Consider the following 18,219-nt stretch of genomic DNA (forward strand, 5'->3'; position numbering starts at 1 on the left):
ATTACATCATTCCTTTCAAATAGATGAAGCTGAAGATGAAGATCCATACTACATCTAGGAAGTGCCAGTAAATTGAAAAGATAAACGCTTTATTCGTTGTTTGAGGAGTCAACCCACGTTTCTTCACTTGCAAGATAATAAACCAACCCCAGAATAGACCCAGTGTTACGTGTGCACCATGTGTTCCTAAGGTTGTTAATAGAATAGATGTAAATGCACTAGTTTGTATTCCAGCTCCTTCGTGTATATACGTAATGAACTCAAAAATTTCAACTCCTAAAAATCCTAAACCAAGAAGAAGGGTGATAGTAAAAAACATAATCATTGCATTTTGCTTCCCCATTCTCATTGCGTGAATCCCAAGACCAACGGTGAAACTACTAGTTAACAGTAATAGTGTTTCTATGAGTACTGGACCAACTTGGAAAATCTCAGCTCCAGTAGGGCCGTTGCCTGTGCGGTTTACTAAGGTAAAATAGGTAGCAAATAGAGTGGCGAAAAGCATTATTTCCGACCCAAGGAAAATCTAGAAACCTAGTATATTTATTTTGTTTTGTTCCGTGCTATATTCAAGTGGTAGTGATTGTTCAATTTTCATTAATTAGCACCTCTTATTTTTGTTTCTGTCCCATTAATTTCTTCAACAGAGATGTAATAACCATGATCCTGTTCAAATGAGCGATGAGCAATACAGGCTAGAATTCCAATCGTTGAAAGAATAGCAGGAATCCATAAACTAAATACTAAAGAAAATCCCCAAACCAAGAAGATACAACTCATGATAAATGGAACGCCACTTTTATTGGGCATAACCTTTAAATAATTCATGACCTTTTTTCTTCGCATTCCAAAATCCTTCACTTGATTGTACTTGAGGGACAACCGCAAAATTATATTCAGGGACTGGACTATGAGTAGCCCATTCTAGAGTCCGTGCATTCCATGGATCTGAACTGATATCCCTAGATGCATATCGAGTGCTGTAGTATACGTTGTATACGATTAAAACAAAACCTATACCCATAATAATTGCTCCAATAAACGAAACCATATTTAATGGACCAAAACCACTTTCTGCTGAGTACGTGTACATCCGACGTACCTGCCCCCATCTACACCAGTAACATACATAGGCATAAAGGCTAATACGAAGCCGATAGAGAGTATCCAAGCTGTCCATTTCCCAATTCTTTCATTCAGCATGAAACCAAACATTTTTGGCCAGTAGTACGTTAGACCGGCAAGCATAGCAAAAACTACTCCAGGAATTATCACGTTGTGAAAATGGGCGACTAGGAACATTGTATTGTTATATTGGTAGTCAGCAGCTGACATCGCAAGCATAACTCCGGTAACTCCTCCCAACGTAAAGAGCGGAATGAATAATAGAGCATAAAGCATTGGGGTAGTAATTTCTATTTTCCCTTTCCAAAGAGTTAACAGCCAGTTAAATATTTTAACCCCTGTCGGGACGGCAATCACCATGGTTGTGATCGAGAAGATACTGTTCGTTAATGCACCTTGTCCCATTGTAAAAAAATGGTGTGCCCATACTAAAAATGACATGATTGAAATAATGGCCATTGAAGCAACCATTGATTTATAACCATATAAATTACGCTGTGCAAAAGTTGAGATAACTTCACTATAAATACCAAATGCAGGGAGTATTAAAATATATACTTCAGGATGTCCCCAAACCCAAAACAGGTTCGCCCAAAGCATCCCCATCCCCCCATTATCCAATGTAAAGAAGTTTGTTCCAAATAATCGGTCCATTGTTCCCATCGCAAGAGCTACTGTTAACACAGGGAACGCGAAAACAAAAATGACATTGGCAATTAATGAAGACCAAGTGAACATTGGCATTTTCATTAAGGTCATGCCAGGCGTTCTCATTTTAAGAATAGTCGTAATCATGTTAATACCAGTTATTAAGGAACCAATACCAGATATCTGGATAGATATCATGTAGTAGTTTGTTCCAACGGATTTACTAAATTCATTCCCTGCAAGCGGGAAATAAGAAGTCCAACCTGCATCCGGTGAACCACCAATAACAAAAGAGATGTTAAATAACATCGCCCCCATAAAAAATAACCAAAAACTTAGCGCATTTAGTCGTGGAAATGCTACGTCACGAGCTCCGATTTGTAACGGCATTACAAAGTTCATTAAGGCAAAAATAAATGGCATCGCCATAAAGAAAATCATTACTATTCCATGTGTTGAAAAAATCTCGTTATACTCCTGTGCATTGAGCAATTTGTTTTCGGGAGCAGAAAGTTGAGCACGCATCATAAGTGCGTCTACTCCACCTCTGAAAAGCATTAATAAAGCTAAAATCAAATACATAATACCGATTCGTTTATGATCAACAGTAGTTAACCATTCACGCCATAAATAGCCCCATTTTTTAAAATAGGTTAAACCAGCAATGATTGCAATCACCGTAAGACCGATAGCTGCCATTGAAGCATAAATCGTAGGTGTTGGATTGGGTACAATAAACCGTTCAAAGAATTCCATCCATTGTTGCACCTTCTGAAAAATATTTTATTTCCTCATGCTTAAAATTAAAAACTAGTATATTCAACTCGAAATTACTCAAAAACTGATGATTAATTCTTTGATTCATCATTGGAAGTCGCTGTTTCAGAGGATCCATTTTCTTCTGGAGGTGGGTTAAATTCTAAGTGAGTTCCCGTAAAGGTCATTTGCCCAAGATGACCAGGTTCTAATAAGTCATTAAACTTTTTCTCAGTCAGTGGGTCAGCTGTTTCCTTAACTTCTTCTACCCATTCCTCAAATTCAACCTGAGACATCGCAGTTACATTGAAGGTATTTTCCGCAAATCCTTCCCCACTAAAGTTTACGTTTCGCCCCATAAATTCACCAGGTTCATCAGCGGCTAAGTGTAATGTATTAACCATGTTGCTCATTGCATATTTTTGGCCAGCAAGCTGTGGGATCCAAAAACTAGTAATTGGTCCGTAGGAATAAAGTTTGAACTCAATAGGTCTATCAGTTGGAATATATAAGTAATTAACCGTCTCAATATCTTCTTCAGGGTAACTAAAATGCCATTTCCAATTAGAAGACGAAGCATAAATGACTAAAGGCTCTTGATCTTCGTATCCTTTTAGTGTTGCTTCAACAATATAGTTACTTTGAACAGATACAAACGAAAGATAGGCAACTATTAGAACCGGTACCCCTACACAGACCGCTTCAACCCATGCATTCCCCTCAATATAGGGCGGTTCATCAGATGGACTTTGTTTAGAAGCACGGAATTTAACTAACATGTAGATTAATAGTGCCAAAACAACAATGACAATAAATGCCATGATCCCCATTGTCAAAAGGATGTCACTCGCAAGTCTCTCAGCTTGAGGACCTTTCGGATCTAATACCGTTAGTTGTTGACATCCTGTTAGCACTGTGGCAATAGTTATAAACGTTAACACTCCGCATTTAAATTTCATGTAAATACTCCTTTCATAATCAATAATCGTAATTCATGGATTATAAGAGTTTTAATGTATAGATCTTACAATGAACTTCAGTTTGTTATACTATCATTCAAGTATTGAGAATTTGTGAAGAATTGAATTTGTCACAAATTCGACAATAGTCTTTAACACAAAAAAACAAACGAGCATTTAGGCTTGACACATGCCTCATTGCTCGTTTGTTATTAAATTTTATATAAAGGGTATTTAAATTTTTGATTTTTTATATAGATTTTCTCCGTTTTTTGAAAATTGCCATATATAGTAGTTACAGGTTACTTAACTATTTGCAAGACAGCTTCACAATTCTAACGACCGTTACAACATACTCCACAGCAAAAGGATGTATTCCTACATAAGTTTTCTCGTTTTTTTCTTAGTTCAATAACTTCAATAAAGGCATAAGAATCCTTAACAAACTCAAATTGGGATACTATATATGTATATGAACGAAAATAAAAGTCCTTCATAGGCTATAGATGTATACCTATACATTAAATAATTGGAGGGGCTTAAAGTTGATCATACCTGCGATCGATGTTCAATTAATAAACGAACATTTGACAACTCATGAAGGTGTTTTATATAAACTAAGAATTTACTATTACCAAACAAAGAATCTTAATTTAAAACAAATCATTCAAAAGCAATATATGGTTATGTTGGATCATGTCAGAGTAATGCTAGAACTCCTAGATCCAAATCGAACAAAAGAAGTAAAACTTGAACCTATTCAATTTGAAATAGTTCCATCCTCTCTTGAAGGATCTACTTCTGAACAAGATAAACCTATAGCTATTGAAGGAAGAGCTACCGCTCAAAATATGTCCAATATGAACTTCATGTCTGCGCTAATGATGAAGAATCCTAATGTAAAAGCAATCCACAAGGAAATGTCTTTACAACAAGGAAAGCTTCAAGAGTTGTATTCGAATTTTATCACTAGATCATTTAACCAAGAACCACCTATGTCTTCTAAAGAAGCACAGCAAAACATAATAAACCGTCACAAACATCTGTTAATGGATTAATAAATCTTGATAAGTTAAGACCACTTATCCTATACTCCCTCTTATCTAGGGAGTGCCTCTTACTTTATATTTCCAACACATAGTCCCCAATTAAGTTAAAGTTATATTAAAGTATGAAGGATTAAGTTAGAATACGGTAAGCCAAATAGGGCCAACCTATTTGATAGTATTTCGTATTTAAAGTAAAGGTAAATTTTATGTATTAAAACTCGTGAATAAAATGAAATGAATTTTTAAAAAGGGAACAATCTTTTAAGATTGTCCCCTTTAATACATTATTCTTACCTTGCAAAAACATGATTTCCAATTCTAGCTGTCACAGGTCGAGATAATATCCATGAATTTGTAGAAGTATCAGGATTATAGAAAAACAATGAGCCCCCACCTTTACCCATTAAGGCAATTGCTTCATTAACAGCTCTTTTGGATTCAGCATCAGCCGGCTTATTAATTTCACCGTTTGCTACAGGAGTAAACGCATAATATCCATTTGATATTTGATAAATAACTCCACGGACCGAATTAGGGAACTGGTCACTTTTTACACGGTTAAGAATGACAACCGCTACTGCCACTTTTCCAGCGTACGGTTCACCTACAGCCTCTGCACGAACTAAACGTGCCATTAAATCTTTATCTGCTGCTGAAATTGGAGAGTTTGGTAGTGTTATATTTTGTCCTGCAATAAGTGGCTTACTATTATTTGCACTCATTAAACTATTTAAAGGAATGCCGAAACCTGTAGCTATTTTCCAATATGTTTGACCAGATTTAACTGTATATGTTGTTGCAGCCTCAGTTTGATTTGTTAATGTAAATGATGAAATGGATAACATAAGTCCAGCTGCTACTATCAGTTTTTTAAATTTATTCAAGTCAATAACCTCCTAGTAGTCGTTTCTCTGTCTACTATTAGGCTATCAGATGTAACATTCCTATTGTTTGTACAAAAAATGGAAGTGGGCAATCTAGTCCATCCAAACCCAGGCTAGTAAAGTATTAATATATCCTTAGGAAATATTCTCCACATATTTATTTTCACCTAAAAGTTTGCTATTTAGTATAATTTTGGTTTAAATTTTACAACTGTGAATGCATTGTAACAACTGAATGTTATTTGTTATTATCACCATCTTCATTCGCATTTGCCACCCTTCTTTACAAGTAACAATCGAACTTCCAACACTAACATTTTAATTTTCCCCTTATAGAAGCTTTTCTTCACACTGTTTCAAAAGACAGATTTGCAAGGAGCTTATGCCTTTTAAATACTTCTCCCCTATCTCCCTAAATACAACAAATAGCTTTAGGCGAATATTTTGATTAAATAACTATATATGCTCCTTCCACCTTAAAATAATTATGCTTCTCTCATAGGATTTAACTGAAGATACCTTTAGATATTGGCGTTCATATTTAATTAACTGCTATCTCTCAATCAATCTTATATCCGTACAGGTGGCTAAATTATTATTTGTGCTGAGAAATTCACTTAAAGAAGAATGAGTTGTGTAATTTTTTAAGAAACTATTTTAAGGAGCTGGAGACAGTATGGACAAATACAAGAGGTATGAGATTAGGTTGATAAAAAATGACGAGTACGAAATTGTTATTTACTTAGCCGATCACTTATCGGAGTTTGCTAATGAATTAGGCACGTTACCTAGAGAAAGAAAAGATGTAGTTGCGCTAGCAAAACAGATTATTGGAGAACGCTACCCTAATATCAAGGTTACGATGGTAAAAGTTATCATTGGTGGAATTGCAGTTACATCTCTTCCTTTAATGGGTGGGGATGAATCTTCTGTACAAGCAGCCACTTCTACAGCATCCACTAATCAAGTATCACAAGATGGCTCGATATATTATCAGGTTAATTCTGGTGACACCCTTTGGAGTGTATCGAGGAATTTTAATACAACGGTTAATAATATTAAACGAGCAAACAGTTTAACTTCTGATATCTTACAACTTAATCAGAGACTGATTATTCCAAAAGCATTCCATAAAGTAGAAAAAGGTGACTATTTAACAGTACTTGCAAGAGACTACAGAACTACGGTTAATGCTATTAAGGAAGCCAATCGTTTAACTAGTGATAGTATCCAGCTTGGGCAAGTATTGATTATCCCAGTGTTGATTGAGGGACAAACTATACTTCAACCAACAACTTCGCCCCCTACACAACCCACACAAACAAATACGTATACTGTGGTCGCCGGTGACACTTTATATTCCATTGTTCAACGCTTTGGTACAACATTAGAAGCTATACGTGCTACAAATAATTTAACTACTGACTTGTTGACAATTGGACAAACCTTGACACTACCCCCAAACACACCTGCACCAACAGCACCTATCCCGGAACAGGTTACCAGGAATTATACGGTTGTTGGAGGAGACAGTTTATCCGTGATTGCAAAGCGTTTTGGAACGACAGTAGAGGCATTGCGAAGTGCTAACTACTTAACAACGGATTTATTAAAAATTGGGCAGGTCTTAGTCATACCTAGTAGGAATACAACAACTGAAATTCCAGCAGGTGCGAATGAACAAGCTACACCAACTGCCCCATCAACATATACAGTAGTCGCAGGGGACAATTTATGGAATATCGCGCAACGATTTGGAACTACCGTCGCACTTATTAGAAGTACAAATAATCTAGGAACCGATTTATTGCGAATTGGGCAAATACTCAACATACCAACAAGAACAAACGAGACACAACCAACACCAAGTCTTGAACCTAATGAAACTAAAACGCCAACTCCGATTACTAATACCGAAGAACGAAATACGTTTACTTATTCTGTGAGATCAGGAGATACACTTTCTGTTATCGCCCAACGGTTTGGAGTATCAGTTGATAATATTCGTTCAACCAATAACTTGAACTCAGATATCTTACAGGTAGGACAAGCTTTAACCATACCAAACGGCATTAATGCACCAGCTCAAACTAGCGAAAATACATTGACCTATTTAACACACACTGTAGTATCAGGGGATAATATTTGGGACTTAAGTGTCCGTTACGGAATTCCACAGAGTGAACTTTTACGAGTAAATAATTTAACGATCACCAGTATGCTTACATTAGGACAGAGGCTTAAAATTCCAGTTCATAATATTGCCGTAAAACCAGTTGTAAGCGAAAAGCACGGTGAATTTTTGGATTGGTGGACCGAGGCCCAGTATGTTTTCACTATCGGAAAAACAGTAAAGGTTACAGATTTGGCAACAGGGAAGTTTTTCAATATTACCCGCACTATTGGTGCAAACCATGCTGACAGTGAAACGCCTACCATTAATGACACTAACATTGCTAAGTCTATATGGGGAGGTTATTCATGGACACCTAGAGCTGTTATTCTCGAAATAGAAGGTAGAAAAATTGCTGCTAGCATGAGCTTTATGCCTCATGATCGTGAATATATCGCTAATAACGGTATAACCGGGCATTTCGATGTGTATTTTAGTAACTCTACACGTCACGTAGATGGGAAACCCGACGCCTCTCATCAAGCCCAAGTTGAGCGGGCAGCAGGCCTAAGATAAAATCAAAGAAGAGCTCCCTTCGAAAAGGGAGTTCTTCTTTGTAAGGGTCGTTTTCTGAATTTTCTTCTTCCAATTCCCAGTTACCTATCAATAGTGAGAAAAAAATACAAAATTCTTCTAAAATCTCAATTAAATATCGGGAACGTTTATCTCCATTTTTATAGGTTGTAAATAACCAACTACTTACCAGACGTAATAGTTAAACTCAGCCTTTTAGAAAAAAAATTACGTAAGGAGCAGTTGTTCAATTTGCTGTTGATTTATTTCAAACCCAATAAATATTTGTGTTTTGTTAAACAAACCGGAAAATCCCTTCTTTTTTAAAATAAAAGCAGGAACAATTCGCACACCTGTACGATCAATCATTTCTGCTTCTTTTTCAGGGAGTATTGTAAGATCATATTCAGTGTAAGCAATATGGTGTTGCGAAAGAAACTCCTTCGCTACCTTACAATCTAGTCAAGTTGGTCTTGTATATAATTCAATCGACATCTTTGACATCCTTAACACTCCTTTCCCTATTATTATTATTGATTTATAAATGGGAAATACTCATCTGTTAAAAAAGGGGCATTGTTCAGAGGCCACCTTTATGTACCCCCATTCTTTCTTATACATCTTGTCCAGAAATACAAGTTAAAGGTCAAGAGAAATTGAATTAAGTGGAGTTACAATAGAAGTTAACGGTCATGCTATAAAAGAGGTGATAAATATGAATGTAGAACACGGACATGATCATAACAAAATTGATCTTAAACACAATGATTACAGTATTGATAGCGAATTAAATGTAGAATGGAAGGTCTATCCTGAAAAAACCATACCTAACAAAGATGTAGAAATCTCCATAACCATTAAAGACAAACATGGATATTCTGCTACTTCCTTTGCTGTTATTCATGAGAAACAAATGCATTTATTAGCAATAAGTAAAGACCTGTCATCCTTTCAGCACCTTCATCCTGAGTACAGGGGTGAGGGGCAATTTGTGGTGAAAACTCAATTCCCTAAAGCAGGCAGTTATAGATTATTTGCAGACTTCATGCCGGAAAATGGCTCCCAGCAGTTAGCAACTTTTGATATACAGACCACAGGTAAAGAAACCAAAGAGATGATTATACCAGACAAAGAATTTAATAAAACAGTTAATGACTTGCACTTCGAGCTTAAATTTAAGGCTTTGACAGCACACCAACATTTACAGATGGCTTTTACAGTAAAAGATGCTAATAGTATGGAACCAATTGAACTTGAAACATATCTTGGTTCTGCAGGTCACGTGGTGATTGTTAGCGAAGATTTAGAAATTTTCTTGCATGTTCACCCTACTGATGAAACCAGTATAGAGCAAACTGTCTCATACACGACTTCATTTCCAGCACCTGGTATTTATAAGATGTGGGGGCAATTTAAATTTAAGGGTAACTTGTATACGGTTCCTTTTGTGATCCCTGTTCCTCATGAACTAATCTAGAAAAGCACACCTGGCACCTGTTTGCTTTTCTTAATGTTAATAATACTTATTTTCCTGACAAAAAGGAGGATAGATCTTGAAGGGACATATGAATTCCAAAAAAGTTATGGAAGCAGACACTGATAAATCCCGGCTGAAACTAATTATAATCCTCGCCATACCAGCTGTAATCGAAAATTTCTTTCAAACTGCCCTTGGCTTTGTTGATACGTTTTTTGTTTCAAAAATTGACTTGGCTGCGGTATCTGCTGTTGGGGTAACCAATGCCATTCTTGCAATATATTTTGCCCTATTCATGGCCATTGGGGTAGCTGCAAATGTTCGAATTGCCAATTTCCTTGGAGCAAATCTTCCAGAAAAAGCCCGCCACATTTCACAGCAATCGATTTTATTAGCCATTCTGTGCGGTTTACTTACTGGCGTCCTTACACTATTTTTTTCGGAACCGTTGCTAAAACTGATGGGAATTGAAGAGAATGTACTGGAGGTTGGTTCCTTATACTTTAAAATTGTCGGTATTTCATCAATCCTTATGTCATTGATGTTTGTCATGAGCGCTATATTAAGAGGAGCAGGGGATACACGTTCTCCTATGTACGTCAGCATTATTATAAATGTCCTGCATGCTTTTCTCGACTATGTGCTAATATTTGGCTTTTTGTTTATCCCGGAAATGGGGATAATTGGTGCAACTTTATCAACTGTCTTTTCAAGATTTGTGGGAAGTGTTCTTCTATTTTTCTATATAAACCGTTCAAATGTACTTGTTTTTCGTAGGGATTACTGGAAGCCAGATAAAGTTCACTTGAAGGAACTTATGACCCTCGGAACTCCAGCAGCGGGTGAACGGTTATTAATGAGAGCAGGTCAAATTGTATATTTTGGGTTTGTAGTTGCTCTGGGTACCAATGCTTTTGCTGCTCATCAAATTGCAGGAAATGTTGAGGTATTTTCTTATATGATTGGCTATGGTTTTTCTACTGCAACGACTATCCTTGTCGGTCAGCAAATAGGAGCAGGAAATTATGAAGAGGCCAAAAATTACACTAAGCTTTCGACTTATCTAGCCTTTAGCTCAATGGTTGTTCTTGGGGTTTTGCTATTCTTCCTCGGCGACTGGGCGGCATCCTTCTTTACAAAAGAACAGGCCGTTATCAATGATATCGGTACTGCTCTAAAGATTTCAGGTATTTTCCAGCCCTTCTTGGCTATCCTGTTAGTTTTGACGGGAGCATTCCAGGGTGCGAATAACACTAAATACCCTATGTACCTAACGGCTGTCGGAATATGGGCCGTTCGTACTGTTCTAGTCTATTTACTCGGTATTAGATTTGAATGGGGACTTGCAGGAGTATGGATTGCAATAGGTCTCGATATTGCCTTTCGTGCAATCGTCTTGATGGTCAAATTTAAAAGCGGAAAATGGGTTAGGCTTGGAGATGCTCCAGAGCCCGAGGCACACTGCCATCCACAATCAACAAAGGAAAATATGTCTTCATGTGCTAACAACTATTAAAAATATCGGTTAAGTTCCAACACCAAACCAGACTGCTGTCAATTCCATTTCAGTACGAAGCGGACTTGTGACAGCAGTGATTTTCTTTATTAAACGGCCGTTGTATCTACTATCAATGGATACGAAACTTATTAGTTTGGCTAAATAAATCAAGAAATACCGCATTGGCTAGTGGTAACTCTCCCCAGGCAAAAAGCCTTTTGCTCCTGCTTTTTTCCCTGTTTAAATGTCCCTGTTGTATCTCCGAACATATCTATCTAAATCAAAATGTTTAAATATTAAAGGAATCGAGTACGAACTCTTTCTTCTTACCGTTTTCTTAAAGATATTTACTTTCCTATTTGTAATGTACAAGAGATCACAATTTATTTCTCAAATGAAAATACACAGTATTAGGTGGTTTTCTTATTCAAAGGAGTTATGTTTTGCGTTTTTCTGGTAAGCCTATAAATTATCGTACTAAATTATGAATCTGAACTAACCATGAGGATACGATCATCGTCTGGAGCTGTATACTGCGCATGAGGATGTTATAGGGGTTGAAATAACATAAATAAACCTAAATCCTCCTTCTTACTTCTTAGAAAGCCAATTATTCAATAACAATATAATTTGAATGACTAACCACTGTTTTATTATTTACATAATTTAATTTACTAGCATCGTCATATGATATTTCAACAATCACACTATTATCTCTCACACTTTCAACTAACCCTATTAAAAGGTAACCTTCTCTAACAAACTCAATCTGATCATTAATTTTTGCTTTAGTTTTTTTCATGAAATCACTCCTATAAAATGAAATAAACAATTTTATTTCTATTTTCACCTGATTGTTTTCCTACCTTACCTCCACATAGAGTCGAGAATTTTATAGACAGCTAAAGACAAATAAACGTATAAATAAAAGTTTAATTAAAATGAAGTTTTAATCTAGTTTTCCATATGATGAAATTTTGGTCCATTCCTTTCCTCTGTTTAATGAAAGGAAAATGTCATCCCTTAATGTTGTAATAGTAATTTCCTCTCTATTATTGGGGTTTGTAGATATATTTGTTATTGGATTTTCTTTTAGAAGTTCCGGCAAAGAAATCCTACTTACTTGACTTGAATCCATACTCATTTCATTCAAGAAAATATCCTCTCCTTCAATTGATGAATAAATAAGGGAGTTTTCCTCTACATAGACAGTTGTAATCATATTTGGTTCGCTAAGGAGCTTGAAATTATCACCGAAATCACTTGAATAGAACAAACCCTCTTTTGTAGAAACTGCAATAATATTAGGTTCTGAAGGATGCGCAGCAATCCTTGAAACTGCTTTGGTGTTAAGACCATAGAGTAGGCTTTGTGTCCATGTAACCCCCATATCAACTGAGTAGTACAGACCTTTATTTAATTTTTGATTGGGTATTTCATTAATGACATATAGACTTTGCTGATTGTAGCCGGCAGTGAGGTGGCTAAAATCTGTTTCACCATAAAATTGCCAAAATTCTATAGATTTGCCTTCATCGACACTCCTTACAATACCCAGTGGAGTTTTGATGTTTGAGTTAGAAGATTCGTAACCACTTGAATAAAATCCGTTACTCATTGCTTCAAATGCAATGTAATCGTGTTTATTATATCTGTCTTCAAACCAATTATCGTCAACATATTTAACTAAACCTTCATGTGTTGCAATATACAACTCACTCTCATTTCCCACATAACCTATACCATGTATATGGCTAATTTTTATTTCCTTTGCTGGTTTAAAGGAGGAGATTAATGTATTTTCTTTTGTACAACCTACTAAAAAGATGCCAATCAAAGTTGTTAAAAGAATCCCTACTTTCATCTATACATCTCCCTATGTTTATTATTTAGAATCTAGCAATACCTGTAAGGCATAAAAAAAATCAAAAAAGACTTGCTTAAAGAATGATCTGTTCTTTATTCGGAAATTCATCTATATTTTTCCAATCTAATTAGAATAACTTTAACTGTAAACACGGTATTTATAGTTTTATTGTTCCGAAATTTCCACTAAAAAATATGTATAGGAATTTTTCATTAATGTGAGTGCACATCCATTATAATGTATAATTTTGGAGAAAATGTGGAGAAAGAAATATTTGTTTTAACGACTCTAATGCAATTGAAAAACTTTCTTTATAACACTGAAATATATATTAATAATCAATTGATAACAATTTCTGCATAATTTCTTGAAAATCTTACAGTAAAATAAGGTGATATGACGAAATGGGTGATTTTTCTTGAAAAAGCTTTCAGTTAAGCTAGGTATTGTCTTTTTCTTTATTATTTTCGGACTCGAAACTTTTATGTTTTTTTTCCTTCATTCTGCATTGGTTGATTCCAGGGTTAAGGAGGAAATTTATGCATTACAAACTAGAGGAAACTCTCATAGGGCCATTCTTGAAATGCATTTTGATACACCAACTCTTAACCATGTTGCCCTAATGGAATCTGAAGCAGATACTGACGTGGTCATAACTGATGCCTCCAATAAGATTTTGGCATCTTCGGCTGAGAGTCAACATTTTTACAAATATATTAAGAAACAACCCACGAGCCTTCCACGCCAAGGGAGAATACTCGAAGAGAATTGGAGGAAAAAACCATATATTTCAACAGTAACTCCAATAAAAACAGATGAACAGGTCATAGGGTATGTTTATATGTTCCAGGACACAGAATCTGTCCAAACGTTAATCAAACGTTTGAACGACCACTTCCTTTTAGCTGGATTGATATTGGTCATATTAACCTTTATTATTATCATTCTGCTTTCAAAAGCACTTACCAAACCACTAATTGAAATGAAAGAGGCTACGTCCAAAATCAGCAAAGGAAACTTTCTAGTCACTCTTCCGAAAACAGGAGATGATGAACTTGGTGACCTTGGAAAATCAATTGAGTTGCTCGCAAAGGAACTTAATTATCTCACACGTGAACGAAATGATTTTCTTGCAAGCATCTCGCATGAACTTCGAACGCCGTTAACGTATATTAAAGGTTATGCAGATATAGTTTTGAAACGGAAACTCTCAGAGGAAGAGAATCAAAAATACCTTCACATCATCCTTGACGAGACAAAACGGCTATCCGATTTGATCAAGGATTTGTTCGAACTTGCAAAAATAGACAAAAATCAATTTGTTATTCAAAAACAAAAAATTAACATTGAGGAGTTTTTAGCGAAAATTGATCAAAAGCTATCCCCCGCTTTTGGTGAAAAGAATATGACGCTCCATATTTTCTGTACTGAGGATGCCAATTTATTCGCGGATCCCCTTAGATTGGAACAAATCATTTTTAATTTACTTGATAATTCTATTAAGTATTCTCCTGAAGGAGCCCGAACAGATTTGATTGTTTCCAGAAAAAAACATAAAGTCCAAATCACGATTAGTGATAATGGAAAAGGGATCCCAGAAGAAGATATTCCTTATATTTTTAACCGTTTCTACCGTGTAGATAAGTCCAGAACCCGCTCTCTAGGAGGAACAGGACTCGGGCTTGCGATAGTAAGAGATTTGGTACATGCACATGGTGGCACTATTGAAGTAAAGAGCAAAGAAAATTCAGGCACGGAATTCAATTTGATTTTTAGGGGCTAAAACATGGAAAGCTTATTGTTTGTTGTCTTAAACCATGTAGTATTGACTTATTTTTTTATATAACAATTTAATGAAAATATTCGCAATACTAGGTTTGTGAGCTGAGCTGACGAAATTCGCCGTGGTTACAAAGGGGTTAATGAAAATAGAAATGGAAGAATATTTACTCGAGTGGTTACCTAAAAATCCTATACTTATAGTCTTAATTAGTTTGACTCTAAATATCATTGTTGCCGTCTCGGGTGTGCTTCCGAGCGCCTTTCTTACTGCTGCAAATATTACTCTATTTGACTTTAGATCAGGTCTCATCCTATCCATAATAGGCGAAGCTGTAGGAGCAATAATTAGTTTTATCCTTTATCGAAAAGGACTGTCCAAACTAACAAGCCATGTTCAACTCAACAATAAGCTATTAAAAAAGCTACAAGCCACAAAAGGTGTTGAGGCCTTTCTTTTGGTAGTAATCCTAAGAATAATGCCTTTTGTTCCCTCCGGGGTAGTGACCTTGGCTGCTGCATACAGCAAAATGGCACTAATATCTTTCTGCCTTGCTAGCACATTAGGAAAAGTACCCGCTTTGTTTATTGAAGCGTACAGTGTTGATAGACTTCTTGACTTAAGTACAGAGTGGCAGATTTTCTCATTAGTATTGGGACTTTCAGTATTCACTTTGTATTATTGGGTAAGAAAAAGAAAGCATGCCTAAAAATACTTTACCTTAACCCGAGCGAGATTATCCTCATATACCTGGTATGCCTACAGCCGATGCTCTGTCCACAGCACCGGCCCCTCCGGAAGCATAAAGAAAATTGATATCTCGCTAACCACTGTTTAAAGCACACCAAATGATAAATATAGTTAGAATAAATTTATTGGTTATCTTTGAATATTTCACCAAGTTCCCCCATTAAATTAAATTATCCTCATGTTTTGTATAAGAAAAATTTGATAAATTTCCATTACATAAACAATAAAAAAGATTGAATTCCCATTCCTCCTTCAAAAAACACGTCAAACAAAAAATAAATTTGTTTAAAAAGTAAATGTTCACATAATTGTCACTCTTTTTCGATAAAAAATAGATACTTTTTAATTACGATTGTCGTTGAAAAGTTAAAAGGGAGGAATTGGCTTGAAAAAAAAGGGGTTCTTATCACTACTATTTTTAGGTTTGGTTTTACTGCTTGCAGCATGTAGTGGAAATGAAAGTAGTGAGCCAAATAATAATGAAGAAACTGCAGAAAATCAGACAAGTGAACAATCAGAAGATACGGGTTCTCAGGATGCTTCAACTATTAATATCACAGCAAGTAACTGGGAATTTGATCAGTCAGAAATTACTGTTAAAGCCGGTGAAGAAGTGAACATTGCTCTTACAAATAGTGAAGGATATCATGGACTAGCAATTGATGAATTTGATATTGATATTCAAGGAGATGGGATGGCGACATTTACACCTGAAGAACCAGGTGAATATAAGATATATTGTAGTGTTCCGTGTGGTAATGGACACGCTACCATGGTGACAACCTTAATTGTAGTATAAACTGTACTTAACAGTATTAGTTATCCATAAGGGTTTTATCCTACTAATACTATAATAGTTAAGTAGCTCTTTGTATGTAATAAATATAAGGATTTATTATGGTTATTATGGAAGTAAAATTCTGATTCTTTGACCCTTTCTTCCATTAGTAAGTTTACCTACACTGTGTGCCATCTGTAATGGAAGTAAAATTTGTAACATGGTTATTAAAAAAATCCTATAAAGAGAAAAAGGTATCCAACTAAATATTTGGATACCCTCTCTCTTTTATGATAGGGAAATGGATGTCAAGTGATTAATAATATCTTGCTCAGTCAAAGTACCTGTTATAGAATCAACTATTTTTCCTTCGGCATCTATTAAAATAGTGGTTGGAATTGGACCAATGTTATATAAATCTACTATTTCACTTTTACGGTCCATAAGGATTGGAAACGATAATCCATGCCTCTCGACAAATGTAGAAACCGAAAGATCACTCTCTCCTATATTTACTGGAAGAATCTCAACATTCTTCTCTTTGAATTTAGAATATTGGTTCTCCATATAAGGCATTTCTTTTTCACATGGTTTACACCAGGTTCCCCAGAAGTTTAGAAAAACTCCCTTGCCTTTTAATTCGGATAGTCTTACTTCCTTCCCATCAAGTGTTTGTAAAACAAAGTCAGGTGCATCCGAACCTTTTTTAATATCGCCTTTTTCTTTAGTGAAATTAGCATATACTGTAAAAACAACTGCAAATAAGAGAACACATAAAATAACAGTACGGAAAACTTGTCTTTTATTTTTCAAGAAACTCCTCTCCTTACTCACTATGCAATAAAAATCAATTACAAAATATTTTTTCACAAACCAGTAAGACTTTCAGATTTCAAAGTACCCTTTGTTATATTATCTAATTACTTTTTTTAATCTTTGATTGATAGTTGAAAGGCTTTTACAATTATTCCATCATCCGCGGGCTGAAAGTCATATTTTGGTATCCTCACAAATCCAAGTCGATTATATAGCCTCATGGCGGTTATCATAAAATCTGCTGTATGTAAACCAACATGTTGGTAACCTTTCGTTTTCACTCTAACTATGCATTCTTTTATTAAGGCTTCAGCAATCCCTTGACCTCTATATTCCTCATTAACAGCGAGCATTCTTATTTCAGGATAATCTAACATATCAGTAAACCCATCATAGACATCTGATTTTGAAGGGAATATAGCAACACTTCCTACTATTTTACCATCTAGTTCAGCGGCTAATAGTTCTACACCTGGTTGTTCGTCAGTGTCCGATGAAATTGCTTTCTTTAGAGCTTCCCAATGCCCTTTAGGTATACTATTTTCATGTTCTTCATATGCCTTAACTCTTTCCCTTCGAATTATTTCAACTTCATTGCTTGCAGCCTTTCGAATTTTTACCATTTGTATACCCTCCTCTTTTTCAATCAAATTTTTAATATAAGTGGATTATAAAGTCTTAGATACTGATAAAAAATCTAAAAATCTATAAATATCAACCCAATATTCCAGTGTCCACTACTTATTGCTCTTCATCCTATGAAACAAAATAGGATATATTTTTTTCACTGTTTGTTTGTAATGAAAAAGCACCCCAAAAAATAAAGGGTGCTTTAAGGGGGTGTCCTAGATTTTAATCATATCATCTACTTTTGCAGAAACTATGGATTTTTAAACATATTTAAAATTAATATAATTAATACAAGTTGTATTGTTTCTATAGGAATCCTTCCAAATTTAAATAAAAACTATCTTAGAAAAAAGTAAAGGAAGTTAATATAGTTTTAGTTCATATTTTCCCTAGAATGTACATACAGATTTACTAGACAAAAAAATACATTCTACTAGAATTCTAAAAAATTTAAAGTCTAGTTTCACTTAACATTCATCTTAATAATTAATTAAAGCAAAAGAAACTTGGGGGAAT

14 protein-coding genes and 3 pseudogenes are annotated in these 18,219 nt (G+C 35.3%); 7 read left to right on the forward strand and 10 right to left on the reverse strand.

Going from position 1 to position 18,219, the window contains the following annotated elements:
• Position 1 precedes the first annotated feature (1 nt).
• The 3 genes and pseudogenes from qoxC to qoxA form a co-directional block, all read right to left on the reverse strand.
• Positions 2-598, reverse strand: a pseudogene (qoxC, locus tag MKX65_RS26115) (cytochrome aa3 quinol oxidase subunit III).
• A pseudogene (gene qoxB / locus MKX65_RS26120) lies at positions 598-2,529 on the reverse strand (cytochrome aa3 quinol oxidase subunit I). Before qoxB ends, qoxC begins: the two co-directional pseudogenes overlap by 1 nt.
• Positions 2,530-2,621: 92 nt before the next feature.
• Entirely contained in the window at positions 2,622-3,488 is an 867-nt protein-coding gene (qoxA, locus tag MKX65_RS26125; RefSeq protein ID WP_160547485.1) for a cytochrome aa3 quinol oxidase subunit II, read from the reverse strand.
• Positions 3,489-4,033: 545 nt separating this feature from the next.
• Here qoxA and MKX65_RS26130 point away from each other — a divergent pair.
• Entirely contained in the window at positions 4,034-4,546 is a 513-nt protein-coding gene (locus MKX65_RS26130; RefSeq protein WP_160547484.1) for a hypothetical protein, read from the forward strand.
• A 281-nt stretch (positions 4,547-4,827) separates the two neighbouring features.
• Here MKX65_RS26130 and MKX65_RS26135 read toward each other — a convergent pair whose 3' ends face one another.
• Entirely contained in the window at positions 4,828-5,421 is a 594-nt protein-coding gene (locus MKX65_RS26135; protein ID WP_160547483.1) for a cell wall hydrolase, read from the reverse strand.
• A gap of 676 nt (positions 5,422-6,097) precedes the next feature.
• On the opposite strand from MKX65_RS26135, the gene MKX65_RS26140 reads away from it, so the two are divergent.
• A complete protein-coding gene (locus MKX65_RS26140; RefSeq protein ID WP_340906771.1) occupies positions 6,098-8,110 on the forward strand; it encodes a LysM peptidoglycan-binding domain-containing protein in 2,013 nt (670 codons plus the stop codon).
• A 225-nt stretch (positions 8,111-8,335) separates the two neighbouring features.
• On the opposite strand, the pseudogene MKX65_RS26145 reads toward MKX65_RS26140, so the two are convergent.
• Positions 8,336-8,554, reverse strand: a pseudogene (locus tag MKX65_RS26145) (glutaredoxin family protein); the annotation flags it as partial.
• A gap of 268 nt (positions 8,555-8,822) precedes the next feature.
• On the opposite strand from MKX65_RS26145, the gene MKX65_RS26150 reads away from it, so the two are divergent.
• A complete protein-coding gene (locus MKX65_RS26150; RefSeq protein ID WP_340906772.1) occupies positions 8,823-9,584 on the forward strand; it encodes a hypothetical protein in 762 nt (253 codons plus the stop codon).
• Between the two features lie 88 nt (positions 9,585-9,672).
• Complete coding sequence (locus MKX65_RS26155) at positions 9,673-11,100, forward strand: MATE family efflux transporter (RefSeq protein ID WP_340906957.1); 1,428 nt, start codon at positions 9,673-9,675, stop codon at positions 11,098-11,100.
• A 9-nt stretch (positions 11,101-11,109) separates the two neighbouring features.
• Here MKX65_RS26155 and MKX65_RS26160 read toward each other — a convergent pair whose 3' ends face one another.
• The 3 genes from MKX65_RS26160 to MKX65_RS26170 all read right to left on the reverse strand — a co-directional run bounded on the left by MKX65_RS26160 (position 11,110) and on the right by MKX65_RS26170 (position 12,946).
• Positions 11,110-11,265 (reverse strand): hypothetical protein, encoded by a 156-nt coding sequence (locus MKX65_RS26160; protein ID WP_340906773.1) that lies wholly within the window; start codon positions 11,263-11,265, stop codon positions 11,110-11,112.
• Positions 11,266-11,692: 427 nt separating this feature from the next.
• Positions 11,693-11,884, reverse strand: coding sequence for a DUF2187 family protein (locus MKX65_RS26165; protein WP_340906775.1), 192 nt, complete (start codon positions 11,882-11,884; stop codon positions 11,693-11,695).
• A gap of 147 nt (positions 11,885-12,031) precedes the next feature.
• Entirely contained in the window at positions 12,032-12,946 is a 915-nt protein-coding gene (locus MKX65_RS26170; protein WP_340906776.1) for a F510_1955 family glycosylhydrolase, read from the reverse strand.
• A 421-nt stretch (positions 12,947-13,367) separates the two neighbouring features.
• Here MKX65_RS26170 and MKX65_RS26175 point away from each other — a divergent pair, with 421 nt between their 5' ends.
• The 3 genes from MKX65_RS26175 (at position 13,368) to MKX65_RS26185 (ending at position 16,278) form a co-directional block, all read left to right on the forward strand.
• Positions 13,368-14,732 (forward strand): ATP-binding protein, encoded by a 1,365-nt coding sequence (locus MKX65_RS26175; protein ID WP_340906778.1) that lies wholly within the window; start codon positions 13,368-13,370, stop codon positions 14,730-14,732.
• Between the two features lie 139 nt (positions 14,733-14,871).
• Positions 14,872-15,438, forward strand: a complete 567-nt coding sequence (locus MKX65_RS26180; protein ID WP_340906780.1) for a TVP38/TMEM64 family protein — start codon at positions 14,872-14,874, stop codon at positions 15,436-15,438.
• Between the two features lie 426 nt (positions 15,439-15,864).
• A complete protein-coding gene (locus MKX65_RS26185) occupies positions 15,865-16,278 on the forward strand; it encodes a cupredoxin domain-containing protein (protein ID WP_160548885.1) in 414 nt (137 codons plus the stop codon).
• Between the two features lie 267 nt (positions 16,279-16,545).
• On the opposite strand, the gene resA is transcribed toward MKX65_RS26185, so the two are convergent.
• Together resA and MKX65_RS26195 are read right to left on the reverse strand one after the other, a co-directional pair.
• Positions 16,546-17,070 carry a thiol-disulfide oxidoreductase ResA gene (resA, locus tag MKX65_RS26190; RefSeq protein WP_340906782.1) on the reverse strand — a complete coding sequence of 175 codons (525 nt, stop codon included), beginning with the start codon at positions 17,068-17,070 and terminating at the stop codon, positions 16,546-16,548.
• A gap of 116 nt (positions 17,071-17,186) precedes the next feature.
• On the reverse strand, positions 17,187-17,696 hold the full coding sequence (locus MKX65_RS26195; RefSeq protein WP_340906783.1) for a GNAT family N-acetyltransferase: 510 nt from the start codon (positions 17,694-17,696) through the stop codon (positions 17,187-17,189).
• Positions 17,697-18,219: the final 523 nt, after the last annotated feature.

It is taken from the genome of Robertmurraya sp. FSL R5-0851 (assembly GCF_038002965.1).
Classification (GTDB): domain Bacteria; phylum Bacillota; class Bacilli; order Bacillales; family Cytobacillaceae; genus Robertmurraya_A; species Robertmurraya_A beringensis.